The sequence below is a fragment of the Wolbachia endosymbiont of Pentalonia nigronervosa genome, assembly GCF_014534705.1.
Classification (GTDB): domain Bacteria; phylum Pseudomonadota; class Alphaproteobacteria; order Rickettsiales; family Anaplasmataceae; genus Wolbachia.
This window is the reverse complement of record NZ_JACVWV010000017.1, coordinates 1-18,934: the sequence shown is the minus strand read 5'-3', so window position 1 is coordinate 18,934 and position 18,934 is coordinate 1. Positions and strand designations below refer to the sequence as shown.

General features: G+C 33.7%; 18 protein-coding genes and 1 pseudogene. 11 read left to right on the top strand and 8 right to left on the bottom strand.

Translation table 11 applies throughout. From position 1 onward, the window contains the following. Window positions 1–179, top strand: a 179-nt coding sequence (locus tag IC220_RS03020; RefSeq protein ID WP_188152690.1) for a transposase, incomplete at its 5' end; no start/stop codon positions are given. Window positions 180–188: 9 nt separating this feature from the next. Here IC220_RS03020 and IC220_RS03015 read toward each other — a convergent pair. Together IC220_RS03015 and purC are read right to left on the bottom strand one after the other, a co-directional pair. Further along, the gene (locus tag IC220_RS03015; RefSeq protein WP_188153113.1) at window positions 189–1,517 is read right to left on the bottom strand and encodes a hypothetical protein; all 1,329 of its coding nucleotides are present in this window, start codon (window positions 1,515–1,517) and stop codon (window positions 189–191) included. A gap of 77 nt (window positions 1,518–1,594) precedes the next feature. Continuing rightward, window positions 1,595–2,323, bottom strand: a complete 729-nt coding sequence (purC, locus tag IC220_RS03010; protein ID WP_188153112.1) for a phosphoribosylaminoimidazolesuccinocarboxamide synthase — start codon at window positions 2,321–2,323, stop codon at window positions 1,595–1,597. A 65-nt stretch (window positions 2,324–2,388) separates the two neighbouring features. On the opposite strand from purC, the gene trmD reads away from it, so the two are divergent. The 9 genes from trmD to IC220_RS02965 all read left to right on the top strand — a co-directional run bounded on the left by trmD (window position 2,389) and on the right by IC220_RS02965 (window position 12,610). Beyond that, window positions 2,389–3,096 carry a tRNA (guanosine(37)-N1)-methyltransferase TrmD gene (trmD, locus tag IC220_RS03005; protein WP_188153111.1) on the top strand — a complete coding sequence of 236 codons (708 nt, stop codon included), beginning with the start codon at window positions 2,389–2,391 and terminating at the stop codon, window positions 3,094–3,096. Beyond that, window positions 3,080–3,457 carry a 50S ribosomal protein L19 gene (gene rplS, locus IC220_RS03000; RefSeq protein WP_188153110.1) on the top strand — a complete coding sequence of 126 codons (378 nt, stop codon included), beginning with the start codon at window positions 3,080–3,082 and terminating at the stop codon, window positions 3,455–3,457. The genes trmD and rplS overlap by 17 nt, the downstream gene beginning before the upstream one ends. 84 nt (window positions 3,458–3,541) lie before the next feature. Then, window positions 3,542–4,906 (top strand): phosphate ABC transporter permease PstA, encoded by a 1,365-nt coding sequence (gene pstA / locus IC220_RS02995; RefSeq protein WP_188153109.1) that lies wholly within the window; start codon window positions 3,542–3,544, stop codon window positions 4,904–4,906. A gap of 3 nt (window positions 4,907–4,909) precedes the next feature. Next, on the top strand, window positions 4,910–5,707 hold the full coding sequence (locus tag IC220_RS02990; RefSeq protein ID WP_188153108.1) for a phosphoribosylformylglycinamidine synthase subunit PurQ: 798 nt from the start codon (window positions 4,910–4,912) through the stop codon (window positions 5,705–5,707). A 68-nt stretch (window positions 5,708–5,775) separates the two neighbouring features. Then, entirely contained in the window at window positions 5,776–6,600 is an 825-nt protein-coding gene (locus IC220_RS02985) for a cytochrome c oxidase subunit 3 (RefSeq protein ID WP_188153107.1), read from the top strand. Next, window positions 6,600–7,106 carry a crossover junction endodeoxyribonuclease RuvC gene (ruvC, locus tag IC220_RS02980; RefSeq protein WP_188153106.1) on the top strand — a complete coding sequence of 169 codons (507 nt, stop codon included), beginning with the start codon at window positions 6,600–6,602 and terminating at the stop codon, window positions 7,104–7,106. Before IC220_RS02985 ends, ruvC begins: the two co-directional genes overlap by 1 nt. A 382-nt stretch (window positions 7,107–7,488) precedes the next feature. Beyond that, complete coding sequence (locus IC220_RS02975; RefSeq protein ID WP_188153105.1) at window positions 7,489–9,276, top strand: Rne/Rng family ribonuclease; 1,788 nt, start codon at window positions 7,489–7,491, stop codon at window positions 9,274–9,276. 76 nt (window positions 9,277–9,352) lie between these two features. Then, a complete protein-coding gene (gene dnaK, locus IC220_RS02970; protein ID WP_188153104.1) occupies window positions 9,353–11,266 on the top strand; it encodes a molecular chaperone DnaK in 1,914 nt (637 codons plus the stop codon). 90 nt (window positions 11,267–11,356) lie between these two features. Continuing rightward, complete coding sequence (locus tag IC220_RS02965) at window positions 11,357–12,610, top strand: MFS transporter (RefSeq protein ID WP_188153103.1); 1,254 nt, start codon at window positions 11,357–11,359, stop codon at window positions 12,608–12,610. A gap of 52 nt (window positions 12,611–12,662) precedes the next feature. Here IC220_RS02965 and IC220_RS02960 read toward each other — a convergent pair whose 3' ends face one another. The 5 genes from IC220_RS02960 to rlmB are packed head-to-tail and all read right to left on the bottom strand — an operon-like array spanning window position 12,663 to window position 16,846. Next, the gene (locus tag IC220_RS02960; protein WP_188153102.1) at window positions 12,663–13,802 is read right to left on the bottom strand and encodes a transcriptional regulator; all 1,140 of its coding nucleotides are present in this window, start codon (window positions 13,800–13,802) and stop codon (window positions 12,663–12,665) included. Window positions 13,803–13,825: 23 nt separating this feature from the next. Continuing rightward, window positions 13,826–14,590, bottom strand: coding sequence for a GNAT family N-acetyltransferase (locus IC220_RS02955; RefSeq protein ID WP_188153101.1), 765 nt, complete (start codon window positions 14,588–14,590; stop codon window positions 13,826–13,828). Continuing rightward, a complete protein-coding gene (locus IC220_RS02950; RefSeq protein WP_188153100.1) occupies window positions 14,580–15,059 on the bottom strand; it encodes a phosphatidylglycerophosphatase A family protein in 480 nt (159 codons plus the stop codon). Before IC220_RS02950 ends, IC220_RS02955 begins: the two co-directional genes overlap by 11 nt. A 4-nt stretch (window positions 15,060–15,063) precedes the next feature. Next, window positions 15,064–16,038 (bottom strand): NAD(P)H-dependent glycerol-3-phosphate dehydrogenase, encoded by a 975-nt coding sequence (locus tag IC220_RS02945; protein WP_188153099.1) that lies wholly within the window; start codon window positions 16,036–16,038, stop codon window positions 15,064–15,066. A 52-nt stretch (window positions 16,039–16,090) separates the two neighbouring features. Beyond that, window positions 16,091–16,846, bottom strand: coding sequence for a 23S rRNA (guanosine(2251)-2'-O)-methyltransferase RlmB (gene rlmB, locus IC220_RS02940; protein WP_188153098.1), 756 nt, complete (start codon window positions 16,844–16,846; stop codon window positions 16,091–16,093). 80 nt (window positions 16,847–16,926) lie between these two features. Between rlmB and IC220_RS02935 the strand changes: the two genes are divergently transcribed. Beyond that, window positions 16,927–17,535, top strand: coding sequence for a Smr/MutS family protein (locus IC220_RS02935; protein ID WP_223158752.1), 609 nt, complete (start codon window positions 16,927–16,929; stop codon window positions 17,533–17,535). Window positions 17,536–17,546: 11 nt separating this feature from the next. On the opposite strand, the pseudogene IC220_RS02930 reads toward IC220_RS02935, so the two are convergent. After that, window positions 17,547–18,752, bottom strand: a pseudogene (locus IC220_RS02930) (sugar phosphate nucleotidyltransferase); the annotation flags it as partial. Window positions 18,753–18,934 lie beyond the last annotated feature (182 nt).

Below are 18,934 nucleotides of genomic sequence, written 5' to 3'. Positions count from 1 at the left end.
GTTCCAATAGAAAAACACCAAGAGAATACGATAAAGAGCTTTATAAAGAGAGAAATCTCATCGAAAGAATGTTCAATAAACTCAAGAATTTTCGTAGGGTTGCTACTCGTTATGATAAATTAGCTATTTCTTTCTTATCTTTTGTCCATATTGCTTCTATATATCTTTGGTTAAAATAAATGTCGACACTACCTAGTACACTCTGTACCATTGATGTTAAGATTCATCGCTGGAACAGTTTTCTGTGTATTGTATGTAATACGAATATCAACACCATTACTCTGATGATGAAAGTCTTGTCCTGGTTCTAGGGGAAGTTCCTGTTTATTTATACGCACAAAAGAAGTATTATAAACAATGTTGCTACCACCCTGAACCATTCTAATGTCACTTTTGCCTTGATTATTCTGTGTATTACCATGAACAGCTACACTATTCTTAGCTCTATAATCGTTAATCACTTCTGTTAGCACATTTCTGAACATTCTTTGTACAAATTGAATCACCCTATTGAACAAGCCTTTATCTTCTTGTGAGCTTTCTTGAGATTCTGCTTCACCTAAACTCTTCGATAAATCCGGAGCTTTTGCTTGTTGTTTATCTATCACCTCTAATGTTGCATTGAGTTCCCCTAGTTTTTTTTGTACTCTGTTAGCAAGATCAAGATTCTCTTTTGGGTTATCCAATAAACCTTCTGCTTTTTTCTCGAGTCTCTCTATTCTTTGGTGTGTTTTTTCAGCAAGAGCAGCATTAATTTCTGGGTTATCCAATAAACCTAAATCATTTGCTTTTTTCTCGATTCTCTCTATTTTTTGACGTATTTTTTCAGCGCGAGCTTTTTCTTCAGGTTGCAGCTCATTTAGTTCTGAATTGAGTTTCCCTAGTTTGTTATATACTCTTCCAGCAAAAGCTTCTATGTTGTGAGCAAGAGCTTCTGCTTTTTTATAGATTATCTCTGCATTTTGGTGTGCTCTTGCAATACGAGCTTCTTGTTTTTCAGCAAAGTGTTTTTTACGAGCCTCTCTGCTTTGTTGATAAGTTTGAGCTTGACTTTTTCTCGAAGGGTTAGCACTCTCTACCTTCTGAGCAACTGTTTTTGCAGAAGTATCATCCTTTTCTGGTTGCTTTTGATGTACTTTGCTAGCATTTCCATTATCTACTTCTGCAGCAACTGTTTTTGCAGAAGTATCATCCTTTTCTGGTTGCTTTTTTGCCACATAATCATTATTTGCTGGATTATTCAATAAACCAGCTTTTCCCGCTGCTTGATCGATTCTCTCTAAGTTTTGACGTGTTTCTTTATCAAAAGCTGCTTTCCTTCTTGCTATTTCCTGCTGCTTACTCGCAATGTCCTTGACTTGCGCTTCAAGTTTTTCTGCAGCTTGCGCTTTCAGCATATCATTTCCTGCCTTAAGGTAATTAGCTTTGTCCTCCAGCGAGAAATCTGCTGAAAATGGGCTAGGAGAATGTCTGAAAACTTTTTCAAATTTCTGCTCAAGATCTTTACTTGTTGTCATTTTATTACCTCAATATTAATAACTTAATTAAATTATTAAATAATTTAGTAAATAAAGGATTAACTTAAGAGAACTTTTTACACAAGTATCTTTTTTATTCGCAGTCTGTTTGCAATTTCTAAATATGTTTCCTTTAAGTCACCCAACCCCAAACGAAAAACATCTTTGTCCAATTTTTCATTAGTGTTTTTATCCCATAACCTGCAGTTATCAGGACTAATCTCATCAGCTAAGACTATTCTTTCATTCAAGTCCATCAATCTGCCAAACTCTAATTTAAAATCAACTAAATTTATCTCTACACTTGAAAATAAGGCAGTTAGGAGCTCATTGACCTTTAATGCTATAGACTGCACCTCCTCCATCTCTTTATTAGATAGCCAATTAAAATAGAGTATATGGTTTTCAGTGACCATTGGATCAGCAAGGTCATCATTCTTATAAAAAAACTCAACTATAGGATATTTAAGCTCTTCACCTTCTTTTATATTAAAACGCTTACAGAAACTCCCTGCAGCAATGTTTCTTACTACCACTTCAAGAGGTATTATTTTGAGCTTTTTAACTAGTTGTTCCCTATCATTTAAAATTTTTATGAAGTGCGTATTTATCTGCTTGCTCCCAAGTTCACTCATGATGAAAGCACTGATATGATTGTTGATTATGCCCTTACCTTGAATAATTTCATGCTTTTCCTTGTTAAAAGCTGTAACATCATCTTTAAAGTGCTGTATAACAATTGACGGATCTGCAGTCGTAATAATTGATTTCGCTTTACCTTCGTATATTACTTTTCCTGATGACATGCTTAATTTAACTATCTATAATCTATAAATATAGTAGCAACTTACCGCTCATCTTACTAGAATTTATGTTCAACGTTACAGTATTAACTATATTTCCAGAAATGTTTCCTGGGTCTCTGGGTTATTCTCTTGCAGGAAAAGCATTAAAGGAAAAGGTTTGGAGCCTGGATATAGTGAACATTCGCTCTTTTGCCAAAGATAAACATTCTACAGTAGATGATGTTCCATACGGAGGTGGAGCAGGTATGGTTATGCGTCCTGATGTGCTAGGCAGCGCAGTAGACAGCGTACTTTCCACCCACACAAGTACTAAACTTATCTATATGACGCCATCTGGTACACAGTTCAATCAGCACATTGCTAAAGAGCTGATAGCATTTTCACACGTTACAATAATATGTGGTAGATTCGAAGGTATTGACCAAAGGATAATAGATGCATATACTCCTTATGAGTTAAGTATTGGAGATTATGTACTTTCAGGAGGAGAACCAGCTGCAATGGTAATGCTAGATGCTTGTATTAGGCTTCTTCCGGGCGTAATAAATAATCTTAACAGTCTTGCTGAAGAAAGTTTTAGTTATAATGGTGGAATACTTGAATATCCTCAATATACTAGACCTGAACAGTGGAGAGAATATAAAGTGCCTGAAGTATTGTTATCTGGTAATCATGGAAAAATAAATGGTTGGAGACAGAAGCAGTCTCAGCTTATAACAAAAAAGCGCAGGCCTGAATTATTAAATGGAGATAAAAATGACAAATTTACTTGAAAAATTTAACAAACAACAAATGGCAACATTGGCAAAAGAAATGCCAGAATTTCGTCCCGGTGATGACTTAAAAGTTATTTTTAAGGTGGTCGATGGTGCAAGTGAACGTATGCAAACATTTGAAGGTGTATGCATATCAAAAAGAAATCGCGGGTTACACTCTTCCTTCACAGTCAGAAAAGTAAGCCATGGGGAAAGCATACTCTCTCAATTTTTTGTTTATTCCCCTGCAGTGGTTTCAGTGGAAGTGACAAGAAAAGGTAAGGTACGTAGAGCTAAGCTATATTATCTGTGTAAGTTATTTGGAAAAGCTGCCAGAATTAAGGAACGTACTAGTTATAGAAGTAAAAAAGTTAAGTAAGTGTAACGGGAGTACTAATTTAATGTGCCGACAAATGCTAGCGTTATATGATAAAAAGAAGAATTTTAAAATAAACAGCACAAAATGAGTGTAAAAAAAAAGTTCCTCAAGTTGCTTAAGTCTAAACGTGCACATGTCCGTATAAAAAGGAAGAATAAAAGAAATCATATGCTGCGCTTTTGTTCTTTCACAGCATTAGTAATATCTCTTGGTTGTCCTATATGTATACTATTAAGCATATTGGTAAACTCTTACAGTGCTTTAATGGTTACAAAAGTTTTGTTGCCAGTAGAAGTAAATGAGAGTTTTTTTTCAATAGACAATCCACGTGATTTGCGTTCCAAGTCTATTGATCTACTCAAAAATTCTCTACACGAAGTATTTCAAGGTACTGACTTTAAAAGTAGTGATGAAATTTTAAGCCGTAATGCTTATAAAGAACTGATCCAGCAGGGAAGAAAACACATTAGATCTCTTTCGAAACCGATTTATGGTAAGAGGAGAAGTGCAAGCGAAGCACCGCAGGATGTATTTGAGGAGCGTAGATCAACTTTGACAACAAAATTGCCATCAGAAATTGAGTTTCGAAAGAGATCTACTGAAATCTGGTTTACTGCATCAAGCGTAATCAATTCAATAAATAAGGGTAAGTATGCAGATGACCATTACACTAAATTGCTCAACTGGTTGAAAGAAAAAGGAAGAGTAAAAAAATTTTTTAATAAATCCTTGTTCTTTCAGTCTGACTCTCGTGAACCCGAAAATGCAGGAATTTTAGGAGCATTGATTGGTTCATTGATGACGATCATAGTATGTCTAGGGTTAGCCTTACCAATAGGGGTGATGTCAGGCATTTACCTTTATGAATTTATGCCTAAAAATAGTCTAATAACTCACATTGTTGAAATTAGTATCAATAATCTTGCTGCAGTTCCCTCGATAATATTTGGCGTAGTGGGTTTAACTCTATATCTTAGTATATTCGGATTACCACGATCTTCACCACTTGTTGGGGGAATGACTCTTTCATTTATGATGTTACCTAATATTATCATTGCAACAAAAGATGCTTTTGCAAATGTTCCAATCACAATAAAAGATGCAGCCTTTGCCCTTGGTGCACCTCACATTAAAGTTATATTAGACCACTCTTTACCGATAGCATTACCAAGAATAATACATGGCGCTGTTCTTGCAATTGCAAGAATTTTAGGTGAATCTTCACCTTTACTGATGATAGGCATGGTGGCATTTATTGCTGATACACCACGATCACTTTTTGATCCTGCAACTGTGTTACCTGTACAAATATACATATGGTCAAGCAGTCCTGAAATTGCATTTATAGAGCTTGCCGCCATTGCTATTATAGCTTTATTATTAATGTTGTTTGCATTAAATTTAATAGCAAATTTTGTAAAAAGAAAATTTGAATTTTTTAATTTTTAATTCATGAAAATTATTGTCCTATCTGGCTACGGTTTAAATTGTGAAAAAGAGACTGCATTTGCATTTGTAGAATGCAGCAAAAAACTTGGCATCAATAATGTTAAGGTTAAAATTGTTCACATTAATGAAATTATAGATAATCCAAATGAATTGAAGTCAAGTAACATCCTGGCAATTCCAGGAGGTTTTTCTTATGGTGACGACACTGGCGCGGGCAATGCATTTGCTTTACGTATAAAAAACAATTTATTGGATGAATTGCAAGAATTTTTATCTCAGGATAAACTCACTATAGGAATATGCAATGGCTGCCAAATATTAGTCAGGCTTATTCCAGAATTTTCTGATTTAGCACTAACTCATAACGATATAGGTAATTACCAATGTCGCTGGATTAAAGTTAAGGTTAGCCCAAACAGTAATTCTATTTGGTTACGTGATCTAAATGAACTGTATCTTCCAGTTGCCCATGGAGAAGGTAAGTTTGTCATGAATCATAGTACTTTAGAGCAATTAATTGCAAACGGTTCCACAGTATTACGTTATATTAATGACTATGGCGAGTATGCCAATCTGCAATTCCCTCATAATCCCAATGGATCAGTATATGATTTAGCAGCTTTATCAGACAAAAGTGGCAAGGTGTTAGCTTTGATGCCTCATCCGGAAAGAGCTATATTTTTTACTCAACAGGACAACTGGTCTCTAGAAAAAGAAAAATGCAAGCGCTCAAAAGTCGCTATACCAACGTATGGTGATGGAATGCTTATATTTGAAAATGCACTCAGATACTTCTCTTAACCACCACTTAGTTGACAATCTCTAGCTAATTTATATCCTTAACATATATAAATTCACTTTAAAAACAGATGAAAAGTAAAGAACATGATTTTCACTTAGTGGATCCAAGTCCTTGGCCAATTGCTATATCAGCTGCAATTCTTATTTTTGTATTAGGATTAGTTAGCACAATCCACAAGCAACCTTTTGGAGTATTTGCTTTAATTTTGGGTATTACTGCAGTATCGGGGGTACTCTTTTATTGGTGGAGAGATGTAATAAGAGAAGCTATTTATGATAAATGTCATACTTACATTGTGAAGCATGGGCTCAGAACTGCAATGTACTTATTTATTTTTTCAGAGGTAATATTTTTTATAGCATTTTTCTGCTCGTTCTTTAAAGCTTGGCTTGATCCAGTATTTTTATTTGCAGAGTTTTCTCCGACAAAAAAAGTCCCGTGGCCTCCTGAAGGAATTTCACCTCCTGATCCATGGTCTTTACCATTTATGAATACGTTAATACTACTACTTTCAGGTACAACACTTACATCAGCACATCATTTCTTGCTTGAAAATAATAAGAAAAGCACAATTAATATGTTGTTCATTACCATATTAATTGGTGTCTTTTTTATAATAGTACAGGCTATTGAGTATCATGAAGCAAGCTTTTCCTTAAAAGAAACTGGGGAAAAGTTAATTTATATATCCAATTTTTATGTGATTACTGGGTTTCACTGCGCACATGTTATAATAGGAATAATATTCCTAGCAGTGTGTTTATTTAGAGCATTGAAAGGTCATCTTACGCCTCAAGATCATCTATGCTTTGAATTTGCTGCCTGGTATTGGCACTTTGTAGATGTAGTTTGGCTCTTTTTATTCATCTTCATTTATTGGTTAAGCATCTAGTGGTTAAAATAATAGGTCTTGATCCAGGAATAAATAAAACCGGTTGGGCTATTATTAGTAACAAAGGTAGCATTAAATTTTTAAGCAGCGGTACTATATCAACGGATAGCAAGCAAGATATAGGCAAACGTTTGCATATAATTTTTGATCAATTACAAAAGATAATATCTCTATACTCACCTGAGGAAGGTGCAATAGAAAAAATTTTTATTAACAAAAACCCCAAATCTTCACTTACTTTAGGATATGCAAGAGGAGTCGCCATTTTGGCACTAAAAATGGCAGAAATGCCTATAAATGAGTATGATGCAAATTACATAAAAAAAAGTATCACTGGAAATGGTCATGCTGACAAAAATCAGGTTATATTTATGGTAAAACAAATAGTTAAGAATGCAGATATAAAATGTCATCACGCTGCTGATGCTTTAGCTACAGCTATTTGTCACTCTTATTCTATATCTGTTCAGCACTGTAAAAGTAAAGAGCAGATAGAAACGCTATAATACCAATTTTTTGCCACCCCTATTTTACTCTTTCCCTCATCCAACGTCTGAATAGACCTCTTGCAAAACCGATTTATGACGAGAAACGTTTTAGGAGAAACGCCGGCGAGCACCGCAGAATACTTAGATGTATTTGAGGAGCGTAGGCAATTTTGACAACAAAATTGCCGTCAGAAATAGGTTTTGCAAGAGGTCTAATGGCTTTTTTTTTCAATCATAGCTATATGCTTCTGCCTCCCTCTCATCATAAATTCCTATCTCATCTTCTTTTTACTATTATTAGAGAACTATAACTTCAAAATTCTTGACAATCCACAGCGTATCTATGTAGTATAATAATTATCTAAGATAAATGATTTTGTTAAAAATAAATGGTGTATAAGTGGCAGATAATGGTAAAAAATTACTACTAATAGAAAGTTCTATATGTTCTGATGAAATAAGAGTTGCCTTATCAGTCAATAATAAAGTTGTTGAATTTGAACAAGAATTCAAAGGAAGGAAACAACTAAGAGGTAATATATATGTTGCTTATATTAAGCGTATAGAACCCTCCTTGCAAGCGGTATTTATTGAGTATGGTAAAAATAAGCAGGGATTTTTACCTTTTTCTGAAATATCCTTAGATTATTTTAATATTCCAGAAAAAGAAAAGGAAGCTCTCTTTGAAAGTTATACAAGTGATCATTGTACAGAAGAAAATGATGCTGGTGATTCTTCAAATGCTACAAATAACAGTGTTAGTAAATGCCATAATGAATCTGGAAATACTTTTATAAAAGAGATACCAGTATATAAAAAATATAAACTGCAGGATGTTATTTCTGTAAATCAAAAGATATTAGTTCAGCTTACCAAAGAGGAGCGGGGTAATAAGGGAGCATCATTCACAACATATATAACATTGGTAGGTAGGTATTGTGTTTTGATGCCGAATTCCATGAGTAAAGGTGGAGTATCACGCAGAATTGAAGATCCTAATATTAAAAAACAATTGAGGGAGATATTAAACACAATAAATTTACCAAAAAAGTCTGCTTTAATAATAAGGACTGTAGGTGCAGGTAAAAGTAAAAGAGAAATAGATCATGACTACAATTATCTATATTCTTTGTGGCAAAATATTCAGAAAAATGCTTCATCTATAAATGTACCATTATTAGTTTATAACGAAGCAGATATAATTATGAGATCTATTCGCGATTTCTGTAGTAATAATGTGGAAATCATAGTATCTGGAAAAGAAGCTTTTGAAACAGTGAAACAATATACTAAAAATGCGTTGAAAGGCAGTAGATTACGTTCTAGGTTATATAGAGGTTCTGTTCCTATGTTCACTTACCATGCAGTTGAGGACCAAATTTCCGAGTTATATAGTAATAGGGTTAAACTTCCATCCGGTGGGTCTCTAATCATAACTCCAACTGAAGCATTTGTTTCAATAGATGTAAATTCTGGAAAGATGACAGGAGAAGGTAGTATAGAGGAAACAGCTTATAGAACTAATATGGAAGCAGTACCTGAAATCTCAAGACAAGTAAATTTAAGAGGTCTATCAGGTTTAATAGTAATCGACTTTATTGATATGGTAAGATATCAGTATTGTAGAGCTGTTGAGTCTGCAGTACGGCAGGCTTTTAGGGATGATAAAGCTAAGGTTCAATTTAGCTACATAAATGATTTTGGTTTAATGGTCCTTTCAAGGCAAAGAATTAAGCCTAACATACAAGAAGTCAATACTACAGAGTGCTTGCACTGTAAAGGAATTGGCAGAGTAAAATCTAATGAAGTAATTGCTGCATCTATACTGAGAGATTTACAACACCTTGCAAATAAAAATCGAGGTATCACGGTTGATTTAATAGCACATGGTGAAGTGATAGCACATATTTTTAATAGTAAACGTAGTACTATTTTAACAATAGAAAAAGAATTTAATGTTATATTGAATGTTGCTGTTGATAATAGTTTAGATGCAAATGCATTTACTTTAACACAGGGTGACTTGAATGGTCACTCAGAAATAAATAAGCCATTAAGAAATTTTGGTTATCAATTTGAGAGTAATGAGGATAGTCATAGTACTAACCAATCTCAAAAGTTACAGGGGAAAGTTGGCAATTTTTGGTTGACTAGATGGCTTTCACGTCTTTTAAATTCCAGTAATTAACTAATTATAGGGCTTGTAATTCATCGATTGTATACTTATATGTTTTATATGTCAGCAATTTAAGGGAGTATTTATTATGGGAAGAGCAATAGGTATAGATCTCGGAACAACAAATTCTTGTGTTGCAATAATGCAAGGTAAGGATACTAAAGTAATAGATAATAAGGAGGGGGCAAGAACTACTCCGTCTGTAGTAGCATTTACTTCATCAGGGGAGAAGTTAATTGGTGCTCCAGCAAAAAGGCAAGCAACAACTAATGCTAGTAACACTTTTTTTGCCACTAAGAGGTTAATAGGGCGCCAACACAGTGATGCTGAAATGAAGAATCTAAGTGTGCCATATAAAGTATTTGCAGCAAAGAGTGGTGATGCATGGGTCAAGACAACTGATAATAAGGAATATTCTCCTAGCCAAATTGGTGCGTTCATCTTGCAAAATCTCAAAGAAGCAGCAGAAGCTTATCTTGGAGAAGAAGTAAAAGATGCCGTAATAACAGTACCTGCATACTTTAATGACTCTCAACGCCAAGCAACAAAAGATGCAGGAAAAATTGCTGGATTAAATGTTCTAAGAATAGTGAACGAACCTACTGCTGCTGCACTTGCTTATGGTCTCGATAAAAAACATGGACATACAATAGTAGTGTACGACCTTGGTGGTGGTACGTTTGATGTTTCAATACTCGAGATAGGTGATGGAGTTTTTGAAGTCAAGGCTACAAACGGTGACACTCATCTAGGTGGTGAAGACTTTGATAACGCTGTAGTAAACCATTTACTTGATGAATTTAAGAAAAGTAATGGGATTGATTTGAAAAATGATCCAATGGCTATGCAAAGGATAAAAGAAGCCGCTGAAAAAGCAAAAATCGAACTGTCAAGCACAATGGAAACGGATGTAAACCTACCATTCATTACAGCAGATGCAAGTGGTCCTAAACATTTGAATATGAAATTAACAAGAGCAAAACTTGATAACTTGGTTAATGATTTAATTGAAAGAACTATTGCTCCTTGTAAAAAAGCCCTTGAAGATGCTGGTTTATCTGCAAATGAAATTGGAGAAGTAGTGTTAGTTGGTGGTATGACGCGCATGCCGAAAGTAATAGATAAGGTTAAAGCATTTTTTGGTAAAGACCCACACAGGGGAGTGAATCCTGATGAAGTTGTAGCAATTGGCGCGGCAATACAAGCGGGAATTATTCAAGGTGATGTAAGGGATGTATTGTTACTTGATGTCACTCCACTTTCTCTTGGTATTGAGACTTTAGGAGGAGTATTTACTCCACTCATTGAGCGCAACACTACCATTCCTACAAAAAAATCTCAGGTATTTTCAACCGCAGAGGACAGCCAAACAGCTGTTACAATTAAGGTATATCAAGGTGAAAGAAAAGTTGCAGTTGACAATAAATTACTTGGCCAATTTAGTTTGGAAGGTATACCTCCTGCCCCACGAGGAAGGCCACAAATTGAAGTGACATTTGACATAGATGCAAATGGAATAGCACATGTTTCTGCAAAGGATAAGGCAACTGGAAAAGAACAAAAAATACGTATTCAATCTTCAGGTGGTTTATCTGATGATGAAATAAATCAAATGGTAAAAGAAGCTGAAGCAAAAGGACCAGAAGATGAAAAACGTAAAAAGTTCATTGAGGTAAAGAATAGTGCAGATAGTTTAATTCATTCTACAGAAAAGTCGTTGCAGGAGTATGGTGATAAAGTTTCATCTGAGGAGAAATCTGCGATTGAACATGTAATTAATGAATTAAAAGAAGCGCGTAAATCTGACAATATTGATGATGCTGATTCAATACAGCAGAAAGTTACTAACCTTTCTCAAGCTGCTATGAAGCTTGGAGAAGCAATGTATAATTCATCACAACAAGATACTGCCGGCAGTGATTCTTCATCAGCAAATAGTGAAGAAGAAAAAGTGGTTGACTCTGATTATCAAGACATTGATAATCAGGAAGAAAATAAATAGTGTAATACCGCTTTTGTATAGTGTCTTTACTTTATATGATGACTATAAGGTGAAGACGCTAATCAGAGGCGTCGTATAGTGGGTAAGAAATTGAGTAATATCCAAAAAGCAGTGCTATCAGGCATAATTTGCAACATGATAGTCTGGTATGAATTAACTTTGTTTGGATCTTTAACACATATAATAAGTAGTACCTTTTTTTTATCTGAAGTAGGTACAATACACTTTCTTATCACTTTTGCAATTGGTTTTGGATTTAGGCCATTGGGCGCGTTAATTTTTGGTTATGTTGGCGATAGGTATGGCAGAAAAAAGATTTTACTTACATCAGTAGTATTAGTTTCAATATCATCTGCTGCAATTGGAATCATCCCTAGCTTTAAAGATGTTGGGATTTTTGCTCCTATACTATTGTTATTATGCAGAATAACACAAGGAATAGCAGCAGGAGGAGAAACAAGTATCAACGCAACTTTTTTGATAGAACATTCAAGTGATAAAAAAAACTTAGGGTTTTTAGGTAGCATAAAAGCTTTCAGTGGTGCACTTGGTTCTGTTACATGTTTTATAATGATAGCTATTTGTAAAAAACTTACAGGTGAAAATTTTGAAATTTGGGGTTGGAGATTGCTTTTTCACTTCTGTTTTTTTATGGGGATGATAGGATTCTTGATGAGATACGTAATGAGTGAAAGTTTAGCATATAAAATACATAGTCAGAATAAAAGTTTATCCCGCTCTCCATTTTTAGAATTAATCAAAAGTTATAAGAGACCATTTATTATTGCAATAGGACTTGGTATTGCTCAGAATGCGATCGTCTACTCGATGATAATGTTTTATAACATATCTGTGAAAGAATTAAGTATATCAGGTATTGATATCAAAAATTTAGTGAGGATCATAAGTGACACCACATTTGGAGTATGTGCAGTGTTATTTGCAACATTATCTGATAAAATTGGAAGAAAAAATATGATGGTTCTTATTGTAATAATACTGGCTTTTGTAGGTCTTCCAGTACTTTCACTACTTTCCCATAATAATTACTACGTCATAATATTTACCTTTTTGTTATCTAGCATACCAATAGCTGCATCTTTTGGAATATACAATTCTCTTATTTGTGAGCTATTTCCAACAAAAATCAGATGTACTGGTTTCTGTTTAGCAAACAACATATCTGCAGGAATTTTTGGTGGTATTTCCCCCTATATATGTACACTACTAATAGAAAAAACAGGTACAAAACTTTCAGCAGGCGCTTACCTTACCGCTTGTGCGTTAGTTAGCCTGGTATCTGTACTACAAATAAAAACTCAAGATAAAAAAATTGACTGGTAGTAATTCTCTATCTCAATTTATTTTAATTATTCTTTAAGCCACAGCTGAAGGGCTATAGTTTTTTGCTTTCTTCATAGGAGAAGAGCAAACCTTCTGCGGCATAAGGTACAGTAAAAACTCTAAGTAATTTTCCATTTGTCAAGTGCAGCACATTGTTATACGATCCAATCAACTCCTTAAATAAAGTATGTCTTTGTTTGCTTATATCTTGGAAATCCTCTTCTTTTAAAAGTTTTTTGGACTCAAAGAGGTAGAGCATAACTTCATGATAAGTTGGATGAGATGCCAAAAAATCTGAGTCAAACTGAAAGGCCTTGGTGAAAGCATTATTATAAAATTTAAGCTTTTGATTTTTGCTATATATTGCAATAGCAACCGGCAACCCTTCAAGTAAGTTTCTTTGTGTAACTAAATAATCATTCAATTCAGTATGTAATTTCTCTGCATAGCTAACATCCTGTCCATATACAACTATTTCATCGGAGTCTTGTATTGAAGCTTTCGCAAAAGAAAAAATTTTACGTTCACTCTTACATGTTATGACATGTTTCTCTGGTTTTGTATTATAAACATTACGGGTAATGGCTAATCTCTGTGAACTGTTTATGTACTTATCATAAAACAAGTTATAAAATTTTACTTTCCGATGTTTGTTATATTTGAATATTGGATAAGGTAAAGAATTGAAAATATTCTTATAATTTTCTATTTCTTGTACAAACTTTCTGTTTTCTATCTCAAGCTCATTAGCTCTTATCTTATAGTCTGAGACATTTCTTATCCACAATAATGCACCTATTACCTTGTTAGCATTGTCTATTATACTACGACCATAACACATGCAATAAACTTCGCTATCCTTTGCTTTTAAATCTAGAGTAAAAGATTTATTTATCTCTTTTGCTTCAGTAAAATTTTTCATTAAGATTTCTGATTGTTCAAAAAAATCTATAAACTCGTTAAACGAGTAAAAAACAGTATTGAGTGAAATTAATAAATTAGGAGAAAATTTTTCTATACGCTTCTTTGCATCCCAGATGTAAAATCCATCATCCATAGTATCAATCAAGTTATTAACTATAATATTTTGATGCTGTAGCTCATTAACTTTATTATCAATCTTTAATCTAGAATAAGAAAGAAAAAATAATATTAATATTAATATTAAAAATGCTTCATATGTAAAAAACATAGTACCTTTTAAGTAAGTTACCGCTACATAGAGTTATATGCTGAAGAGATGTACAAGTAAAGATTACCTAACATCTGAAACCCTAACCTCTTATAAAGATTTACAGAGGGTTTCATACAATGTGCTATTATGTATTCACATTTACATTGCTGAGCCATTTTTATCCTCTCTAAAACCATTTGAGTACCTATTCCCTGATTTCTATACATTGGTAAAATACCATCACTATAAAAACCTGCCACGTTACCTTGTATATAAATACCACATGTACCAACAATTTTTTCATTTAGTGTTGCAAGAAAAAATTTTAACTGCGAGGTATCACTTGGTAATCCACGAAAAAATGTACTAACAATTCCGATATTATGATGAAAGATTTGAGAAGTACATAAATCTAACTGCTCTAAGAGCTGACTACTATCTACAATAGTAAACTTCAAATTTGGCACAACATCAGCCGGTAAAAAATAATTTTTCATGTTAAGCAAAGCCTTTTTTGGTGTGCTAGCATACTTTACCCCATACCTTTCTAAAGAATTTTTTGTTTTCATTTGTACCCATGTTGCTTCTATATCTCTTTTTCTGAGATAATCTAAAGTTTTGTGTATAGACACTTCAGTTTCACAAAACACAAAATTAAACAGGGATTCTCGGGTACCATTAATTATAAATGTACTACCATCAAACTCATCATGTACTTCCCACTGAGATAAACTTGCTACATAAAGCACATAATCCTTCAAGTTTTGAGTAACTAGATTTGAGTAACAAACGTTCTTATTCTGCATATAATAAACAATAAACTGCCTCTATAAAAATACAAGCTAACACTGCAGCTACAATGTCGTCCAACATAACCCCCAAAGAACCTTTGGTGTTTTTATCAATCACACTGGCAGGCCATACCTTTATTATATCAAAAAACCTAAAAGAAAAAAAGCATAACAATAATAAGAAATAATCCGCCGCTTTACTGTGTAATAGAATTGAAGCTAAGAATATTGTTAGCAATTGACCAACTACTTCATCAATCACAACTTCTTTTGGGTCATGTGAGGCCTGATAATGTTTTATATAGTTGCCTGTAGACCACAGCCCTATTAAAAATAATGAAAAGATAACTACCACACCTAAAACTTTATTGCTCAATACAATAGGAACCAGTGGAAAGGATGCTAAGCTACCTATGGTACCTGGCATTTTTTTTACCGTACCAGATAGCATCCAGGTTGAAATTAATTTGTACAAGAATTTCATAAAACTAACTCATAAGAATGGAAATAGTGTCATCTATAGAGGCATTTTCATACAATAACTTATAAATCGCTTCACATATCGGCATTTGAGCCCCTAATTTTTGTGCTAAATGAAAAGCAGACTGAACAGTACTGACACCTTCGGTTAATAACTTACTTTCCAGTAAGATCTGTTGAATATCATGTTCATCACTGCTACCAATTTTAGATCCAAAAGATAGATTTCTTGAGTTTAAGGACGTACACGTCATAACTAAGTCACCTAAACACGCTGGTCCAAATAAAATATCCATATTGTTATTACCAGTTTTTGCTAAGTACAGAGTTCTGATTTCATCCATACTTTTTGTTATTAATGCTGCGTGAGCGTTATATCCAAGTTTTTTACCCAAAATAATTCCACATGCTATGGCAAAAACATTTTTCAATGCTGCGCAGATTTGCACTCCGACAACGTCTTCACTGAAATGCAGCTTAACGTTTTTATGCTGCATTTCTGATATCAGCTTCAAGCCTAACGTGGCATCCTGACACGCAAGAACCATTGAATAAGGTAATTTCTTTGCAACTTCTATAGCAAAGCTAGGGCCTGAAAAAACTGCAATAGGGTTATCAGGTAAAATCTCTTCCACTACTTCGCTGGTCAGCATTAACGTTGATTTTTCTATTCCCTTGCAAGTTATAATTATTGGGATATCCTTCTTCACTCCGCAATTATGCAATTGCCGGCATACCCCCCTTAAAGATTGAGTAGGAGTTGCAATAATTATCAATGCGCTATTGATTGTATCTTCTATATCCAATTTTACTGATACATTATCAGGAATCAGACAACCAGAAAGCTTGTCACTTTCCCTTTTCTCAATTATTGAATTAAATGTGGATTTATTGCGCGTCCATAAAGTTATACCTTGCTTGCTACTTAATGAAACTGCAATTGCTGTACCCCATGCACCAGCACCTAAAATTGATATTGTCACACAATATTTCTAAAGACACTTATTTATACTTGAAAATACAGTACTTTTCAAACTATAAATGATTAGTAGTTTTTGAAGTGATAGCGTATAACCCTATTGCTGCTGCATTTGAAACGTTCAAACTGTTAATATTATTTGATATTGGTATTTTTAAAAGCTGGTCACAATTCTCCTTAACTAACCTTCGTAGCCCTTTTTCTTCAGAACCAAATATAATCACTCTTTTTTTTGGCAATTCATGTATATCCTCTCCAAAATTGCAGTCAAATCCATAACACCAATAGCCGAAATCTTTCAAAGTTTTGATCGTACTTACTATATTTACAACATATATTAATGGCACAATCTCTAATGCACCACTTGCCGCTTTTGCAATAGATGAATTTTCACTTGGTGAATGGTTGTAAGGCAGAATTAATGCATCAACATTAAAACAAGCTGAAGTTCTTAAAATTGACCCTATATTGTATGTATCGTTAACCTGATCTAAGATCACAATAGTAGAATTATCAGTTGAATTTTGAGCTACCTCCTCAACATTTAAGTAGTTAGAAATAGGAGTAACTTTCAAAGCAATTCCTTGGTGATTAACACCCTTAAGTAAAATGCTATCAAATACTTTATTTTCTACCGTCTTAATTGTGAGGGATTGATTCTTTACGCATTGAATAATCTCTTTTTCATATTGTTGATAGGAACTTTTTGTTACTAACAGTTCTATACATCGTCTATTTTTGTTTCTTAGTGCTGATATGCATGGATGCTTTCCGTATAGCCAAAAACTCTCATGAATTTTTGATGATTTCATATCTATCTGAATTAAAACATGTAATATTTTACTATATTTATATATTGCTGTAAAATTAATATAGTTTCATTAATGTATTTATGTCTGCTGATGAATTAGATTGGCAAAAAAATGTTAAACCCATAGTATGTCAAAAGGTGACCTTAAATCAGCCTACTTCACAATTCGTTCATGATGAGAAATTCTCAGAAGAAACGCATAACAACATATTTGATGCATCTTTTTCAACAAAAAAAATCGAACTTCGCAAAAGATCCAATGTTGACTATCAAATGAATCTAAACAAGTGTAATCATTCTTTTTTTTCACAAAAAAGCTCTCCCTATACTAGTTTATCGTGTTCCCTTGATCATAACACGAAATTAAAGGTTGATAGAGGTGAATATTTCATAGATGCTAAGCTGGATCTGCATGGTTGCCACATAGATGATGCTTATTACAAGTTGGTAAATTTTATTATAAAGAACTATCAAATAGGGAATAGATGTTTATTAGTAATCACGGGACACGGTAATTCAACAAATAAAGTTGGAGCCATAAAAAATAACCTACATAAATGGTTGAACGATACTAAAATTTATTATATGGTTTTATACTTTCAGCAGGCTACAAAAAAGCATGGTGGCAAGGGAGCTTTCTATGTTTTGCTGAGAAGAAATAAGAATCTTGATACTACTTTCAAAAAATAGTCAATTCTTTCTCATGCCGTTCTTCCATATATATCATCTAGTCTTACTATATCACTGTCAGACAAGTGTTCGCCTATTTGGAACTCTATTATCTCAAGTGGAAAGTCTGTATTTTTATTCTCAATCCTGTGAGCAACATTCCTCGGAATTTCTATTAGATGATTTTGTACTACAGTATGAATTTTTTCATCTAGGGTAATGTGTCCTATTCCAGATAATACTATATGGTATTCATCTCTATGATTATGGAATTGTTTGGAAGTACAACTCAATGGATCTATAAAAAGGCGTTTTACGAGAAAATTTTCACCGGTCAAAATTACATCAAAAAATCCCCATGGTCTAATCTCTTTTTTAATTACTGCCATATTTTTAACCTTATTGATGAATGACATCAGGCTTTGACTTGAAATAGATCTTTTTCGCAACTCTATTACCTCAGACAGTTGTTTCATGTTACCTAAAAAACACCCCTTGTCCTCATGCAGTGTTGATCTTAAAAAAAAACAGTTCTTTCTCTTGTTCAACTCTAAAACTGCATTCCATGTGCCAATATCCATCCAATTAAAATTAGCTTCTATCATTGCTATATTCTTTACCTTCTCCATAATTAAATGATCAATAGATATGCTTTCAATTCCTTCGAAGTCCTGCTGTTTAAGATAAAGAAATTTTTCTTGTGGGATAAAATGCTTTACACTATTGTAGCATAATTTATAAAGGTTCGGGGCAAATTTCTTGACTTCATCTATATAGCGTTTTGCTTTAAAAACAAAAATGCCTGAGTTCCAATAATGATCATTACTTAGTTCATATGCAGGCTTCTCTAAAAAACGTTGAACTATATGATACTTCTTGTCGCTATCATAAAGAGCATCGATATAACCATATTCAGAATTAAATTTACAAGGTTTTACTCCAAAAGTGACTATAGCATTAGTTTTACAAGCTATCTCAGATGCTTTGTCGATAGAAGTGTAAAAATTATCCAGATTACCTATAAAATGATCTGAAGGTAGAATCAACATAACTTCATCTTCATCGCAGAGAAGTGCTGCAGTCAATATCGCTGCTGCCGTTCCTATTTTCACTGGTTCTAGAATTATCTTATATTCTTGTGTAATATGTTGTAAATCTTTCATTATTAGTGATTCATATTGCACATTTGTAGTAATTATAGGTGGCATATAGTCACTTCTTAACCTAGGTAGTGTAGACATTCAAAAAGAAAGGAGTTATAATAACAATTTTTGAGAGAAGCTAAGGATGTTATACGACTTAAAAGATAAGCAATGGGAAAGGATAAAGGAGAGTTTACCCGGAAAGAAAGGGGATAGTGGAAGGAGTGCAAAGGACAACAGAAAGTTCATAGCAGCAGTGATGTGGATAGGGCGAACAG

What these genes read in the sequence shown, in the direction of transcription:
- IC220_RS03015 (WP_188153113.1), bottom strand. Translation starts at nt 1,517, where the DNA reads ATGACAACAAGTAAAGATCTTGAGCAGAAATTTGAAAAAGTTTTCAGA.
- purC (WP_188153112.1), bottom strand. Translation starts at nt 2,323, where the DNA reads ATGTCATCAGGAAAAGTAATATACGAAGGTAAAGCGAAATCAATTATT.
- trmD (WP_188153111.1), top strand. Translation starts at nt 2,389, where the DNA reads ATGTTCAACGTTACAGTATTAACTATATTTCCAGAAATGTTTCCTGGG.
- rplS (WP_188153110.1), top strand. Translation starts at nt 3,080, where the DNA reads ATGACAAATTTACTTGAAAAATTTAACAAACAACAAATGGCAACATTG.
- pstA (WP_188153109.1), top strand. Translation starts at nt 3,542, where the DNA reads ATGAGTGTAAAAAAAAAGTTCCTCAAGTTGCTTAAGTCTAAACGTGCA.
- IC220_RS02990 (WP_188153108.1), top strand. Translation starts at nt 4,910, where the DNA reads ATGAAAATTATTGTCCTATCTGGCTACGGTTTAAATTGTGAAAAAGAG.
- IC220_RS02985 (WP_188153107.1), top strand. Translation starts at nt 5,776, where the DNA reads ATGAAAAGTAAAGAACATGATTTTCACTTAGTGGATCCAAGTCCTTGG.
- dnaK (WP_188153104.1), top strand. Translation starts at nt 9,353, where the DNA reads ATGGGAAGAGCAATAGGTATAGATCTCGGAACAACAAATTCTTGTGTT.
- IC220_RS02960 (WP_188153102.1), bottom strand. Translation starts at nt 13,802, where the DNA reads ATGTTTTTTACATATGAAGCATTTTTAATATTAATATTAATATTATTT.
- IC220_RS02955 (WP_188153101.1), bottom strand. Translation starts at nt 14,590, where the DNA reads ATGCAGAATAAGAACGTTTGTTACTCAAATCTAGTTACTCAAAACTTG.
- IC220_RS02950 (WP_188153100.1), bottom strand. Translation starts at nt 15,059, where the DNA reads ATGAAATTCTTGTACAAATTAATTTCAACCTGGATGCTATCTGGTACG.
- rlmB (WP_188153098.1), bottom strand. Translation starts at nt 16,846, where the DNA reads ATGAAATCATCAAAAATTCATGAGAGTTTTTGGCTATACGGAAAGCAT.
- IC220_RS02935 (WP_223158752.1), top strand. Translation starts at nt 16,927, where the DNA reads ATGTCTGCTGATGAATTAGATTGGCAAAAAAATGTTAAACCCATAGTA.